Source organism: Paenibacillus albiflavus, assembly GCF_004344915.1.
Lineage (GTDB): Bacteria > Bacillota > Bacilli > Paenibacillales > NBRC-103111 > Paenibacillus_AM > Paenibacillus_AM albiflavus.
This window is the reverse complement of record NZ_SKFG01000003.1, coordinates 143,142-157,307: the sequence shown is the minus strand read 5'-3', so window position 1 is coordinate 157,307 and position 14,166 is coordinate 143,142. Positions and strand designations below refer to the sequence as shown.

Below are 14,166 nucleotides of genomic sequence, written 5' to 3'. Positions count from 1 at the left end.
TATGCTAAAAATTGCACCTTCGATTTTATCTGCAGACTTCGCTCGTTTAGGTGAGGAGATTAAAGAGGTTGATCAGCATGGAGCGGATCTCATTCATGTTGATGTGATGGATGGTAAATTTGCACCTAATATTACGATCGGCCCGCTCATTGTTGATGCGATCAGGCCGCATACGAAGCTGCCGCTCGACGTTCATCTGATGATAGAGCAGCCAGAGCGTTATATAGCTGACTTTGCCAAAGCAGGAGCGGACATCATTACGGTTCATCAAGAAGCTTGTGTACACCTGCATCGCACGCTTCATTTAATTAAGGAGCATGGCGTTAAGGCGGGAGTGGCGCTTAATCCAGCTACACCACTCGAAACGCTTCAGCACGTACTCGAGGATATAGAAATGGTGCTTATCATGACCGTTAACCCTGGCTTCGGCGGACAACAATTTATCCCAGGGATGCTAAGTAAAATTAGCAGCCTTCGTGAACAGCTAAACTCGTTCGGCTATCAGCATATTGATATTGAGGTAGACGGCGGAATTAATGCACATACAGCTAAGCTAGTAGCTGAAGCGGGTGCAAATGTGCTCGTGGCAGGAAGTGCAGTGTTCGGACAGAAGGATCGAGCAGAGGCGATTCACCTGATTAAGGGTTAACCTGCAAAGCATATCTGAACCCTCCCCAACATATATATGTTACAGAAGTTTGGCTTTCGCGGACGATGCCAACATGTTATTGTAAGCTCTCGAAAATTGCCTATAACAGCATGACGATCAGGAACTATTTGCGAGGCGAGCGAATATAATGGGCGTAACGATATGAACTACTGAACTGGAGCAGGCGAACTTGGGAGCTTTCCATCGGTGGTATAGAATTTATTACATTCGCCTATTAAATTCTATAAATCACCTTAAGAAACGTTAGTCGCCTTTTATTAGACGGTTAGACCGTTTCTTCTTGTGATAAACGTTGTGGAAGAGCGGAAAGCTATGGGGAGGGGTAAAGATGAAATTCTACACGATCAAACTACCGAAGTTTTTGGGTGGGTTTGTCAAAGCGATCCTAAATACCTTTAGTAAAAACTAACACCAGAGAAACGATTGCACCGTCCTAATCCAGGACGGGTGCGTTTCTTAGAATGATGCCTGTTGACCGCTGTTTCGCGCGTTAGACACATGAACAAACAACTGGAACGAATCCCTATCATCCAAGAAGAAACGGAATGACACACATGATACTATACGAAAAAAAGCACCCATAGTAGGTGCTTTTGTCGTTGAAAGCTAGTTAATCGCGATTAAACACGAGTTACTTTGCCAGATTTCAATGCGCGTGCGCTAACGTAAACACGTTTTGGCTTACCATCAACCAAAATGCGAACCTTTTGTACGTTTACACCCCAAGTGCGCTTGTTCTTGTTGTTGGCGTGTGAAACATGATTTCCTGATGCAGGTGATTTACCTGTAATAAAGCATTTGCGAGACATGCGTGACACCTCCTTAAGTATACGAATCTGTCTGCTAGGCAAGTCTAAGCTTAACTGGCATACAGCTTTTTCTTACTGTTACATGGTTGTTAATGATACACAGTAATCGTTATAGTATTCCTTGTAAAACATACTTACACATAATATCATATCTAAAATACTTACGTCAATGAAACTCAATCTTTTTTGAGCGTTTATTTATTAAACGCTTTATAGTACAATGAAGAGTAGTCCATGAAAAGGAGTTGGTCATAGTGCCAATGGAAGTCGTAAATGAACTCGGTAAGATTTACATTACAAACGAAGTGATAGCTACCCTAGCAGGCTCTGCAGCACTCGATTGTTATGGACTTGTTGGTATGGCATCCAGGAAACAATTTAAAGACGGTATTACAGAACTACTCGGTCGCGAAAACTTAAGTCGTGGTGTCGAGGTTCGTCGAGAGAAGGATCAGACAGAAATCGATTTATATATTATTGTCAGTTATGGAACGAAGATATCTGTTGTTGCTGAGAACGTTCAATCTAAAGTGAAATATGTCATGAATGACGTTGTAGGACTTCATGTTGATGAAGTAAATATCTTCGTGCAGGGAGTACGTATAGCCCGCTAATTCAGGAAGGAGACTTACAAATTGAGCAAGCGCTTAATCTCGATCAATGGTAATGATTTTATTGCGATGATGATGTCTGCTTCTAAGCATCTTAGTCGTAATGTCAATAAAGTTAACGGACTTAACGTATTCCCTGTACCCGATGGCGATACAGGAACGAATATGAACCTTACGCTTACATCAGGCGTTGAGGAATTGTCGAGAAGACCTTCTGCACATATCGGTAAGGCGGCAGAAGCACTTTCCAAAGGTCTACTTATGGGGGCAAGAGGAAATTCTGGTGTTATTCTATCACAGTTATTCCGTGGTTTCGCTAAGTCAGTTCATGACTATGAGACCATCAATTGTGTTCAGTTCGCTGCTGCGCTGCAGCAAGGCGTTGAAACTGCTTATAAAGCAGTCGTTAAGCCTGTAGAAGGAACTGTTCTCACGGTGTCTAAGGATGCAGCAAAGGCAGCTATTGCATTTGCTAAACGTGCCCAAACGATAGATGAATTGATGGTAGAAGTGCTCGACAAAGGTAAAGAATCGTTAGCGCATACACCTGATTTGCTGCCAGTTCTGAAGCAAGTAGGTGTAGTTGATGCTGGCGGTCAAGGACTTATTCATGTATATGAAGGCTTCATGGAAGCACTCACAGGAGAAAGCGATTATGACCATGCAAGTGATGCGGTCATTCCAGAAGCGCTTGGTGCTTTCCAAGTCGGCGCATTCGCTCAAAAGCCGCAAGTGAATCCAGGTCACGAGCCAGAACGTGCGCAAGCGAAACTGGCTACAGAAGATATCGTATTTGGCTATTGTACAGAGTTTCTGGTTAATATGATCCCTGGCAAGACCAAAGGACTTGTATTCAATGAAGAAGATTTCCGTACGGAGTTAAGCAAGCATGGGGATTCGCTTCTTGTTGTAGCAGATGATGACCTTGTTAAGGTGCATATTCATGCTGAATATCCTGGAAATGTCATGACGATTGCACAGCAGTATGGAGATCTGGCACGTATCAAAATTGAAAACATGCGCGATCAACATACGCATATTTTGATGGAAGAAGCTATGGAACAGCAGCAAAAGCAAGTTTCCAAGACAGCTGATGCACAGCCAGTAGCCGCGGTTACAGCCGCTCCACAAGAGGATCGCAAGCCTTATGGATTCGTATCTGTTGCAGCAGGTGAAGGGATTACGGAAATTTTCTCTTCGGTTGGTGTTGACGTCGTACTGTCAGGCGGACAGACAATGAATCCGAGTACGCAGGATTTTGTAAATGCAATTGAACGTATTCATGCGGATACGATATATTTATTGCCAAATAACTCCAACATCGTTATGGCAGCTAAACAAGCTGCTGAATTGACAGAGGATAAGGAAATTATCGTAATTCCGAGCAAAACCATTCCACAAGGTATGGCTGCTATTCTAGCATTCCAAGAATCTTCTAATGCGGAGAAGAATACGGATGCAATGATGCAATCCATCCAGCATGTTCGTTCAGGCCAAGTTACACATTCGGTTAGAGATACTTCAATTGATGGGATCGAAATTAAGCTTGGAGACTTTATGGGCATTCAGGATGGCAAAATCATATGCTCAGAAGGTACATTGGCAGCTGCTACAAAGAGTCTGCTTGATCAGATGATTGATGAAGGCAGTGAAATCGTGACAATTCTGACTGGGGAAGAAGCAACTGATGAAGATACTGGTGTAATCCTTGCCTATATTAAGGAAATGTATCCTGAGGTTGAAGTCGAATTGCATGATGGTGGACAACCGGTATATTACTATTTATTCTCGGTTGAATAAGGATCAATAATAGAGAGGTGAAGGGTTTGAGCAAAGTTCGTATTGTAACTGACAGCACAGCAGATATTCCCCTGGAGATTAGGGAGAAGCTAGGTATTGAAATGGTTTCGCTCAAGGTTTCATTTGGCAAGGATACTTATATTGACGGAGTATCACTTACACCCGAGGAATTCTACGATAAGTTGGTTGCAGCACCCGCTTTGCCTATCACATCACAGCCTTCGCCAGTAGATTTTCAACAAAAATATGAATCCCTCGCTTCTGAAGACGGTGAGAAGGTCGAGATTATCTCGATTCATCTTTCGTCTGTGATGAGTGGAACTTATCAGTCAGCGGTACTGGCTAAAGCGATGATCGAAGATGATGGCAATGATCGTATTTCGGTTACTGTCGTAGATTCGATGTCAGCTTCCTATGGTATTGGTGTACAAGTTCTCGCCGCGGCAGAAGCTGCTAATGCAGGGAAGAGCAAGGAAGAGATTCTGGAGCTTATTGAGAAAGCACGCAAGGAATGCGATATTTATTTCTTGGTGGACACACTTGATTATCTGCATAAAGGCGGACGATTAGGCAGGGCTTCTGCCATGATTGGTTCATTACTTAATATTAAGCCGATTCTTACGATTGATAACGATGGCTATGTCGCGCCAATTGATAAAGTTCGTGGTCAAAAGAAGGCAATGGCCAGAATCGTTGAGCTGATGAAAGAGCGTGGGAGTAGCAAGGCGATTCATATAAAACTTGCACATGTTCGCAATCCAGAAGGTGCAGAGACACTGAAGCAGATGATTGCTGCTGAATATGATATTGTGTCTTGTATGGACTGGACCATTGGTGCTGTTATTGGAACCTATACAGGTCCAGGAATTGTTGCGGTATTTATATCGCCAGCGTAATTGTAATGAGATTGAAGGTGCAATCATGGATTTATTTCGCATACCTATCGAACAAATACATGGTGTGGGGGCGGCCAAAAAGGACGACCTCCATGCTTTAGGTGTATATACAGTCGGTCAACTGCTGGAGTATTATCCGTTTCGCTACGAAGATTATTCTCTAAGTGATCTTAGCGGAGTCAAAGATGGCGATAAAATTACGGTTGTAGGTACAATCGTCAGCATACCTGTCCTTCAGCGATACGGACGAGGCAAATCTAGATTAAGCTGCAAAGTGGTCATTGACCACTTTTTTGTTACGTCTGTATGGTTTAACCAGGTTTTTCTGAAGGAGAAATTAGAGCTTCAGTCTGAAGTTGTGCTTACAGGCAAGTGGGATGGAAGGCGTAAGCAAATAACGGTGTCTGAGACGGAGTTTCCCGGCAGAAGTGCTGCAGGGACGTCGAAGGTCGGGACGCTGCAGCCTGTGTACTCGATCAGCGCTGAGATGTCGCAGAAGTGGATGCGCAAAGTAATTGCGCAGGCGCTTAAGCAGTACGGAGCGATGATCCAGGAGGTTTTGCCGCAGGAGCTTGTACGGCGGCATGACTTGATGGTGCGGCGGGAGGCAGTCGCCGCCATTCATCAGCCTGAGCGGATGGACGAAGGCCAACATGCGCGCAGGCGAATGGTCTATGAGGAGCTGCTCTTATTCCAGCTCAAGATGAATGCGCTGCGCGCGATGAACAGGCGTCGTGCAGACGGCTTGGCACAAGCTGTCGATCTGCCTGCCGTTCGCGCGTTCGTACGTGGGCTGCCGTTTGTGCTCACGAAGTCACAAAAGGATGTAATCGCCGAAATACTCGCTGATATGCAGGCGCCTTACGCCATGAACCGATTGCTTCAAGGGGATGTCGGCGCGGGCAAGACTGTTGTTGCCGCTGCGGCACTTTATGCGACGGTGAAGGCGGGCTATCAAGGGGCGCTTATGGCCCCGACGGAAATTCTTGCAGAGCAGCATATGCGCTCGCTGGAGAAGATGTTTGAGCCATTAGGCGTTACCGTAGGGCTGCTCACTGGCTCCACAACAGAGAGACAGCGCCGCGAGATGCTGGGCTCGATGCAGATGGGCATGGTGGACGTAGTCGTCGGCACCCATGCGTTGATCCAGGATGACGTGCATTTTCGTCAGCTCGGGCTTGTCGTAACCGATGAGCAGCATCGGTTCGGGGTTGCGCAGCGGGCGGTGCTGCGTCGCAAAGGGATGAATCCTGACGTGCTTATGATGACGGCAACGCCAATCCCGAGGACGCTAGCGATTACCGCATTCGGCGATTTGGACGTATCGACGCTGCGTGAGCTGCCGAAGGGCAGACAGCCAATTAAGACGTATGCGGTGAAGCACGATATGCTAGATCGGGTGCTCGGCTTCATTAAGCGAGAGGCAGATGGAGGCAGACAATCGTATGTGATCTGCCCATTGATCGAAGAATCGGAGAAGCTCGATGTGCAGAATGCAATCGATGTGTTCGTACAGCTGCAGAGTCATTTTCCAGACCTGCGGATCGGTCTGCTGCACGGCCGCATGTCTGCTGCGGAGAAGGATGAAGCCATGCGCAGCTTCAAGGAAGGTGCTGTGCATGTGCTTGTATCCACGACCGTTGTTGAGGTCGGTGTGGACGTGCCCAATGCTACGCTGATGGTGGTGTACGACGCCGACAGATTCGGCTTGTCGCAGCTGCATCAGCTTCGCGGTCGCGTCGGTCGAGGTAAGCATGCATCTTACTGCATCCTGATTGCCGACCCGAAGACAGAGGTCGGCAAGGAACGGATGCGCGCGATGACGGATACGACCGACGGCTTTGAGATCGCTCGCCGCGATTTGGAGCTTCGCGGCCCTGGCGACTTCTTCGGCACGAAACAGAGCGGACTTCCAGAGTTCCGAATCGCTGATCTGATGGCGGATTTCGAAGTGATGGAAGTCGCTCGCGACGATGCCTCACAGCTTGTATCCTCTTCCGAGTTCTGGACGGATGTCGCTTACTTGTCGCTGCGTGAATATTTGCAGCGAGAAGGCGTGCTTGATGGCAATGTCCTCGATTAATGGTTAATGGTTAATGGTTAATGGTAGGCTTACATAGCGTTTACAGGATAAGCTGTCGTACATCGTACGAATCGATTAGTCAACTTGATCCTCCAAGTCACATATAGTAATAGGGATGTGAAGGAGGCGATTCGTATGAATACCAATTATGCGAAATATGGGTTAGATCCTGCGCTCGTTGAACGAGTGAAGCTTAAGCTAAAGAACAAAGATACCAAAGAGAAGGTCAAAGCGATTCTAGATGGCGTCACGAAGGAGGACTTGCAGAACCGGCCTAAGGTGAACAAGCTGGTTGGGCAAGTTTCGAAAGTGCTTGGGGAGAATCTGACGAGCGAGCAGACGAAGAATGTTGTCGATTTTGTCATCGCTCAGAAAATTGATCCGAACAACACATTCCATTTGCTTAAGCTATGGGGAATGTTTCGATAAAAAGCCATTCTGAGGTAAGCAATTTATTGCTTAGCTTGGAAGGCTTCTTTTTTTGCTTAGAATGCTTAAGAAGTGTAGTTGTAATAGTGTAAATTTTCAAATAAATAATTGACACAGGAATAAAGGTAGTCGTATGATAGATTTACATTAAACCAAGTAAATTCATCGGTTAAGTAAATTATATGGTTTAGGATGAGGGGTGTGCAAATGTCAGACTGGAATAAGCAGCAGCGATTTCAAGCGATACTTGCTGGTGAATTAGCAGATCGTCCGATTGTGTCAGCATGGAAGCATTTTATTGATCAAGAGCAAAGCGCTAAGGCACTTGCAGGGGCGACGCTGAATTTTCAGCAACGTTATGATTGGGATTTCGTCAAAATTAATCCTCGCGCTACGTATTATCAGGAGATATGGGGCAATACCTATAATTACGCTTTGTATGAGAGTGTCTTGCCGAAGCTGACGGAATACGTTGTCCATGGTCCTTCTGATTTGGAACGTATCCGTGAGCAGGCACGGAATGTGGGGCCAATTCTCGAACAATTGGAAGCGACAAGGCTCATCCGAAATGCGCTGGGGAGCGAGACGCCTATTATTCAAACGTTATTCTCCCCTTTAACGGTACTTGCCTTGCTTGCTGGCCATAATCCATATCCTGGTTATGTGGCTCATCCAGAACGTAGCGCCAGCTCGCTGCATGCGCTCATTGCCCAGAATCCTGATGGAGTTCATGCAGCATTAAAGGAAATTGCTGTTACCCTTGCGGAATATGTGACTGAGCTAGCAGGTGCGGGCGCTGATGGTATTTTCTATTCGATCATGGGGCTAGGCAACGAGGAGAGCTTCAGCCGCTCCGATTATGAATCTTATGGTCGTCCCTATGACCTGATTGTTCTAGAAGCATTAGGAGATAAGGCAAGCATCCTCCATACTTGTGGTCCTACGTCGAATCCAGATCGATTTGCGGACTATCCTGTCTCAGCCATCCATTGGGCAGATCGCGCTAAGGGAAATCCATCACTGCAAGCTTCAACTAATTGGATTGGCAAGAAGACAGTTGTCGGTGGAGTCAGTGAGCATTTATTCGGAACGGACCAATCGGAACAAGTCCATGCGGAGGCTGTTGATGCGATTCAAAGCTTGCGGGAGCGTTCGTTTATCCTTGCACCAGGCTGCGGGGTACCACTGGAAACGAGTGATGCAACTTTAAGAGCCTTGAAGGCAGCTATTGGCTAATTAGATACAAGGAAGAGGGCCGTTCCTGAGCAATTGCTAAGGATGGCCCTCTTTTTATGTGGTGGGTAAAAGTGATGTCTACCTTGCAAGCTGATTGGTCGAGTTATCTGAGCTGAGTCTGCATTCTGTATTCTGTATTCTGTGCGTGAAAATTAGCTTCGATAGTCGGCATGTGAGTTTAGCCTGCATTCTATGCAGTCAAAATCAGGGTGGAAGGGAAAAATGTAAGTTTGCCTGCATTCCATACAGCCAAAAACAGCACGATGTGCTGATTTGCTTATTCCGTGGCAATTTGCCTGCACACAATGCAGGCAAACGCTAATTTTGGCAAGAATTCATGGATTTGAATGTATGGAATACATTCAAAGCTCGATGCACAAGCCTTACCAAGTTCAGTCACCCAATCGTAATCCGCCACAAGTCACAGAGTCCATAAAGTAACTAACTATGTCTGCATTCTGCATTCTGTGCGTGGAAATTAGCTCCGATAGTCGGCATGTGAGTTTAGCCTGCATTTTGTGCAGTTAAATTCAGCATGTAAGGGAAAAATGTGAGTTTGCCTGCATTTCATACAGCCAAAAGTAGCTCGATGTGCTGATTTGCTTATTCTGTGGCAATTTGCCTGCACAAACGCAGGCAAACGCTAAATTTAGCAAGAATTCATGGCTTTGAATGTACAGAATACATTCAAAGCTCGATGCACAAGCATTACCAAGTTCAGTCATCCAATCGTAATCCGTCACAAGTCACAGAGTCCCTAAAGTAACTAGCTGAGTCTGCATTCTGAGCACCGAATGATTGAAATTGGTGCAAAGCTAACCTCGTCTTTAAATCAGTACTGCGCCTAGCTTTCCGCAGGATTCTTGACAATTTTGCCAGGGTTGTTGATTTTGTATGGGACGGGGTGCTTCGTAAGTTTCTTAGCTACGATTTTGCCCTCGAAGATGATCTTATCGCCGACCTCGAGCTCAAGTTTCTTCAGTGTTGCGCTATGGCTTGACCAAGCGGTTCCAATCTGAACTTCTTCTGGTTCCGTGATCGCAACAGCTTCATAGATCACCACTTCATCATCATTATCGGAAAAATGATTCGGTACTGTTGTAAATTCTTGTACGATAGCGGTCATTTTGACTTTGTCTTCAGGAAGCTGCAGCTTTGGTGCCTTCTCCTTCTTCGCCTTGGTCTTTGGCGCAGCGGTAATTTCAGGGGCCTCCAGTAAGGACTCTTCGTTAGAAGCTGGCTCAGATTCTAGTATAGTCTCTTGGGGCACTTCGGTCTGTGCGGCCAGCAGCGTCTCATCCTTGGCTGGTTCACTACCTGTTGCTTGTTCTGCTGCCGATGTTAGCTTCTGACTGAAATTTGCGGCCTGCATTTCCTTTAAGTAGGAAGGGTGAATGCAGTGGGTCTGACCGTTGTCCAGCTTGATTACCGCAGTTACTTTATCAACGAAGCCGACAATTTCACAAGGGAGATTTTGACTGCCTCTTTTGTAATAAAATGCTTTGGATTTGGAAGCCTTGTCGGATAGCAAGCCCCATTGCTTGCAATGATCAATCAATTCGGCCTCGCTCTGGAAGGCAATGTATGTATAGGGTTCGATCGTGAACGAATGTTGCATAGGGGATCAACCTTTCTTTTTATCAATTTCGAGTGGCTCTAGAAGTATCTTACCATTTGTTTACTTGTATTGGTCAATAGGGCAAGCGATATACATTGAGCCTTGGTCATACCATTGAAACTAGATTTGAATAGAAACGTATATACTATATATTAAAAATGTTCAACTAGGAGAGATTGGTCATGAACCATCAAGGTCAAGGATGCATCAAATGTGGAAGTAGAGACGCTGAACAGAAGGAAGTTGCCATGACAGGAACGGGCTTATCTAAAATGTTCGATATTCAGCATAATCAATTCATCGTGGTGTACTGCAAAAACTGCGGGTATTCGGAATTCTATAACAAGAAGTCGTCCAGAGCAAGCAATATACTCGATTTATTTTTTGGCTAGTGGGATAAAATGGATTATACTTAATTATAGTTTAAGCAATAGAAACAGGCTTCGGAATCGATTGATTCGTAGCCTGTTTTTGTTTAGTGTTACAAATTTTGTTGGATAGAGCTGAGGGGAGAACTGCGGATGGAAGGCTATCTTCGGGGACAAATTGCGAGTATGGCGAATGTGAATATCGAAACGCTCAGATATTATGAGAATCATGGACTTATCCCATCGCCAATCCGTTCGGAAGCGGGTTATCGGCTGTATTCGGAAGAGGTGCTGGTTAGGCTTGCGTTTATCAAAAATGCCAAGTCGTGCGGATTTACGCTCAAGGAAATTCGCAAGGCACTGACAGCATCTACTGCTAGCAGCGTCAGCATTGCGGATTTTGTAGCATTAATTGATCGGAAGATCGAAGGCATCAATCAGGAAATTGCTCAGAAAGAGAAGACGAAAGCGATGCTGTCTCATCTGAAATCGGATTTGCAGGCTTCTCATAAGGCACCTGAAATACAGGAATTGTTGGACATTCTGCATATGAAATCCTAACTTGACCTTGTATCCGACTACAGGCTTTAGAATAGTTTTATCAAAGCTTGGTAGGAGGAATTATATGGAGAAGACGAGTCAAGAGCAGCTTCAAGCGATTAAACATGTTTTGAAGCAAACAAGTGATTATGCTCATCAGTCGGTCGAGCAAATTCGTCAAGGTATGAATGAGGCTGCAGCGAGATTTCCTATGCTTCCAGACATTGTTGTGGAGGATGCGGTAATCGGGCAATTACATGGCGAATGGGTGAGAGGACAAAAGGATGTAGCTGATCAAAAGGTGATTCTCTACTTTCACGGTGGTGGATTTATTGCGGGAAGCTGCGAATTCTATCGCGACCTTGCAGCACGAATATCGATGGCAAGTGGAGTCAGTGTGCTAACTGTGGATTATCGCCTTGCGCCAGAATATCCTTATCCAGCTGCTAATGAGGATTGCCTCAGCGCTTATCACTGGCTGCTCGATCAGGGATACTCAGCACGCGATATTGTGCTTGGAGGAGATTCGGTAGGCGGCAGTCTAGCCTTAATGACTTTGTTGTCGTTGCGTGATGCTGGGGATGAACTTCCAAGAGGAGCGTTTCTCATGTCGCCTCATACGGATCTTGTACACTTGGATGGGGATTCGTACGTAAGCCGTGCGGCGCTTGATCCAACAGGAAGCTTGCTGACGAGTGGGCGGATTGTAAATGATTATCTCGGCAACTGGTCAGGGGCAGTTCCAGCTCTGTTATCACCATTAAACATGAACTTGCATGGATTGCCTAGTCTGTTCATTCAAGTTGGTGATCATGAAGTTTTACTTAGTGATTCGACGCGGTTTGCTGATCGTGCAAGAGCGGCAGGCGTAGAGGTTACGCTAGAAATATGGGAAGAGATGTGGAGTGTGTTTCACACGTTGGCTTACATGCTTCCTGAAGCCCAGCAGGCAATTCGGAATATAGGACTGTATGTCCAGCGACAATTCAGTAATAACTAAACCCTTGCACTCTACAAGCAGATTGCATATACTAAATGTAAATCTTTAGATAGCGGAGGTACCCATTAGTCTGATGAAGTAAGATACGAAATTCCTCATTTATGTTGCTAAATGAAAATAAGTGACAGATGACGTTCTACGCCATAGTTGTGTAGTGCGAACGGGATTCGTATGTTGATTTGGGCTAATTGGTTGTATATCTGCTCAAGGTTCAAGGGTATATTGTGACACGCAAGAGGTTTGTTTTTTAAATTCTTGGTCCGTGTTGTTACCCCTGTTCTATTCCGTTCGTCCAAATACCTATTATGCCGTAGACATCTGTCTACGGTTTTTTTGCGTATACGAAAGGATGGAACAGACTATGACTATGATCTTGAAAATAAATGGACTCTGCAAAGAATGGGACGGACGCGTTATTTGGGAAAAGGTAGACTTGGAGCTCATGCAGGGGGAGCGTATTGCTTTGTTTGGACGCAATGGTGTCGGCAAGTCGACTTTGCTGTATATCTTAACGAATCGAGCGACAGCCGATGGAGGGGTGATTGAACGGAAATTGCCAATCAGTGAGTGGGGCTGGCTGGATCAGCATATCGATGTAGAGCCTGATCTGCTGACGATTGATTATGTGATGTCAGATAATGGCGAGCAGTGGAAAGTGGAGAAAAGACTGCGTCAGCTCAAGCTCGATCCCGAAACCTGGTATTTGCCATATAGGCAGTTAAGCGGTGGTCAAAAGACGCGAGCGCAGCTTGCAAGGCTGATGGTCAATGAGCCAAAGCTGCTGCTGTTGGACGAACCGACGAATCATTTGGATGCGGAATCACTCATATGGCTCGAAGAATGGGTTCGTTCTTATCCGGGAACGGTTCTGTTCGTGTCGCATGACCGCGCGTTCATCGATGCGGTGGCAGATGGGATATGCGAGATTACGGCGAATGGTAGCCGCAAGTACAAGGGTGGCTATACCGATTACATGGAGCAAAAAGAGCTGGAGAGACGCACACAAGAGGCGCTGTATCGAAAACAGGAACAGGCTCGTAAAGAGCTCGAAGAATGTATTCGGAATTATCAGCAGTGGTTCATGCAGGCTGAGAAATCGGCTACCCATGTAGAGGTTGGCATTACGAAAAGCTTCTACAAAGCTAAAGCGTTGAAAAATATTTCTCGCTTCCATGCGAAGGAGCGGGAGCTTGAACGGCTAGAAGCAGAAAGCGTTGATAAGCCGCGAGATACACCACAGCTGAAGATGCAATTGCAGGAAAGTGAATTTGCCGCGCGAACGTTGCTGCGACTCACGTCTATATCTTTTGCCTACGATCGATTGCTGTTCGATGAGCTTACCACAACGATCGAGCGTGGGGATCGATTGGCGGTCATTGGCCCCAATGGTGCGGGCAAGTCGACTTTGCTGCGCCTTATGCTGGGGGAGCTTACACCGACTTCGGGAGAAGTGAAAATTCATCCGCAGACGAAGATCGGGTACTTTTCACAGGAGCTTGAAGGACTACAAGAAAATGAAACTTTGCTGGATAGCTTGCTGTCCTTGCCTTCGATGACGCAGACATATGCTCGAACGATTCTTGGTTGCTTCTTGTTCTCACGCGATGATGTGTTCAAGCGAATTAAAGATCTCAGCATGGGGGAGAAATGCCGTGTCGCGTTCTTGAAACTCTATTTTAGCGGAGCGAACTTGCTGGTGCTGGATGAACCGACAAATTATTTTGACATCGATACAAGGGAGCGAGTGGAGCAAGCGCTAATGGCTTACTCAGGTGCTCTCGTCGTCGTATCGCATGACCGTTACCTTGTTCGCAAGTTAGCGAATCGGCTGCTGATACTAGATGGATCATCGAAAGGCAAGCTGTTTCAAGGGACGCTATCGGAGTGGGAAGAGCTGGAACGTGATAAGTATGCTAACAAGGGGAGTAAATCAGCGCTTGTCGATGAAGCGCGACTCCTTGAGTTGCAGGTCATCCAGTGGATGAATGTAAGTTCCGATTCTGCAGAAGAGCAAGCTGCAAATTTGGCCCGAATTCAGGATGCACGCAAGCGGCTTGCTGAGATTGGTGCGGAACTGAACGTGGGATCATAAGGTAATTCATCGGC

The 14,166-nt window shown here is 46.0% G+C and carries 14 protein-coding genes; 12 read left to right on the top strand and 2 right to left on the bottom strand.

Going from position 1 to position 14,166, the window contains the following annotated elements; genetic code table 11:
• Position 1: 1 nt before the first annotated feature.
• Entirely contained in the window at positions 2-649 is a 648-nt protein-coding gene (gene rpe / locus E0485_RS06045) for a ribulose-phosphate 3-epimerase (protein WP_132417080.1), read from the top strand.
• A gap of 349 nt (positions 650-998) precedes the next feature.
• Positions 999-1,079, top strand: coding sequence for a stage V sporulation protein SpoVM (spoVM, locus tag E0485_RS06040; RefSeq protein WP_010269764.1), 81 nt, complete (start codon positions 999-1,001; stop codon positions 1,077-1,079).
• 211 nt (positions 1,080-1,290) lie between these two features.
• Here the strand turns inward: spoVM and rpmB are convergent, their stop codons facing one another.
• Positions 1,291-1,479, bottom strand: coding sequence for a 50S ribosomal protein L28 (gene rpmB, locus E0485_RS06035; protein ID WP_132417079.1), 189 nt, complete (start codon positions 1,477-1,479; stop codon positions 1,291-1,293).
• 260 nt (positions 1,480-1,739) lie between these two features.
• Here rpmB and E0485_RS06030 point away from each other — a divergent pair, with 260 nt between their 5' ends.
• The 6 genes from E0485_RS06030 to E0485_RS06005 all read left to right on the top strand — a co-directional run bounded on the left by E0485_RS06030 (position 1,740) and on the right by E0485_RS06005 (position 8,534).
• The gene (locus E0485_RS06030; RefSeq protein WP_407944832.1) at positions 1,740-2,093 is read left to right on the top strand and encodes an Asp23/Gls24 family envelope stress response protein; all 354 of its coding nucleotides are present in this window, start codon (positions 1,740-1,742) and stop codon (positions 2,091-2,093) included.
• Between the two features lie 21 nt (positions 2,094-2,114).
• Entirely contained in the window at positions 2,115-3,890 is a 1,776-nt protein-coding gene (locus E0485_RS06025) for a DAK2 domain-containing protein (RefSeq protein WP_132417077.1), read from the top strand.
• 17 nt (positions 3,891-3,907) lie between these two features.
• The gene (locus E0485_RS06020) at positions 3,908-4,786 is read left to right on the top strand and encodes a DegV family protein (protein WP_407944830.1); all 879 of its coding nucleotides are present in this window, start codon (positions 3,908-3,910) and stop codon (positions 4,784-4,786) included.
• 25 nt (positions 4,787-4,811) lie between these two features.
• A complete protein-coding gene (gene recG / locus E0485_RS06015; protein ID WP_132417075.1) occupies positions 4,812-6,869 on the top strand; it encodes an ATP-dependent DNA helicase RecG in 2,058 nt (685 codons plus the stop codon).
• Between the two features lie 135 nt (positions 6,870-7,004).
• Complete coding sequence (locus tag E0485_RS06010; RefSeq protein ID WP_132417074.1) at positions 7,005-7,298, top strand: stage VI sporulation protein F; 294 nt, start codon at positions 7,005-7,007, stop codon at positions 7,296-7,298.
• A 207-nt stretch (positions 7,299-7,505) separates the two neighbouring features.
• A complete protein-coding gene (locus tag E0485_RS06005) occupies positions 7,506-8,534 on the top strand; it encodes a uroporphyrinogen decarboxylase family protein (RefSeq protein ID WP_165921090.1) in 1,029 nt (342 codons plus the stop codon).
• An 844-nt stretch (positions 8,535-9,378) separates the two neighbouring features.
• Here E0485_RS06005 and E0485_RS06000 read toward each other — a convergent pair.
• Positions 9,379-10,152, bottom strand: a complete 774-nt coding sequence (locus E0485_RS06000; RefSeq protein WP_132417072.1) for a hypothetical protein — start codon at positions 10,150-10,152, stop codon at positions 9,379-9,381.
• A gap of 182 nt (positions 10,153-10,334) precedes the next feature.
• On the opposite strand from E0485_RS06000, the gene E0485_RS05995 reads away from it, so the two are divergent.
• From E0485_RS05995 to abc-f, 4 genes are all read left to right on the top strand, one after another.
• Positions 10,335-10,544: a zinc ribbon domain-containing protein gene (locus E0485_RS05995; RefSeq protein ID WP_132417071.1), complete on the top strand. Its 210-nt coding sequence runs from the start codon at positions 10,335-10,337 to the stop codon at positions 10,542-10,544.
• Between the two features lie 129 nt (positions 10,545-10,673).
• Positions 10,674-11,081: a MerR family transcriptional regulator gene (locus E0485_RS05990; protein WP_132417070.1), complete on the top strand. Its 408-nt coding sequence runs from the start codon at positions 10,674-10,676 to the stop codon at positions 11,079-11,081.
• A 64-nt stretch (positions 11,082-11,145) separates the two neighbouring features.
• Entirely contained in the window at positions 11,146-12,060 is a 915-nt protein-coding gene (locus tag E0485_RS05985) for an alpha/beta hydrolase (RefSeq protein WP_132417069.1), read from the top strand.
• A gap of 361 nt (positions 12,061-12,421) precedes the next feature.
• Complete coding sequence (gene abc-f / locus E0485_RS05980; RefSeq protein WP_132417068.1) at positions 12,422-14,152, top strand: ribosomal protection-like ABC-F family protein; 1,731 nt, start codon at positions 12,422-12,424, stop codon at positions 14,150-14,152.
• Positions 14,153-14,166: the final 14 nt, after the last annotated feature.

What these genes read in the sequence shown, in the direction of transcription:
- spoVM (WP_010269764.1), top strand. Translation starts at nt 999, where the DNA reads ATGAAATTCTACACGATCAAACTACCGAAGTTTTTGGGTGGGTTTGTC.
- E0485_RS05995 (WP_132417071.1), top strand. Translation starts at nt 10,335, where the DNA reads ATGAACCATCAAGGTCAAGGATGCATCAAATGTGGAAGTAGAGACGCT.
- E0485_RS05990 (WP_132417070.1), top strand. Translation starts at nt 10,674, where the DNA reads ATGGAAGGCTATCTTCGGGGACAAATTGCGAGTATGGCGAATGTGAAT.
- recG (WP_132417075.1), top strand. Translation starts at nt 4,812, where the DNA reads ATGGATTTATTTCGCATACCTATCGAACAAATACATGGTGTGGGGGCG.
- E0485_RS06005 (WP_165921090.1), top strand. Translation starts at nt 7,506, where the DNA reads ATGTCAGACTGGAATAAGCAGCAGCGATTTCAAGCGATACTTGCTGGT.
- E0485_RS06010 (WP_132417074.1), top strand. Translation starts at nt 7,005, where the DNA reads ATGAATACCAATTATGCGAAATATGGGTTAGATCCTGCGCTCGTTGAA.
- E0485_RS06000 (WP_132417072.1), bottom strand. Translation starts at nt 10,152, where the DNA reads ATGCAACATTCGTTCACGATCGAACCCTATACATACATTGCCTTCCAG.
- rpe (WP_132417080.1), top strand. Translation starts at nt 2, where the DNA reads ATGCTAAAAATTGCACCTTCGATTTTATCTGCAGACTTCGCTCGTTTA.
- E0485_RS06030 (WP_407944832.1), top strand. Translation starts at nt 1,740, where the DNA reads ATGGAAGTCGTAAATGAACTCGGTAAGATTTACATTACAAACGAAGTG.
- abc-f (WP_132417068.1), top strand. Translation starts at nt 12,422, where the DNA reads ATGACTATGATCTTGAAAATAAATGGACTCTGCAAAGAATGGGACGGA.
- E0485_RS05985 (WP_132417069.1), top strand. Translation starts at nt 11,146, where the DNA reads ATGGAGAAGACGAGTCAAGAGCAGCTTCAAGCGATTAAACATGTTTTG.
- rpmB (WP_132417079.1), bottom strand. Translation starts at nt 1,479, where the DNA reads ATGTCTCGCAAATGCTTTATTACAGGTAAATCACCTGCATCAGGAAAT.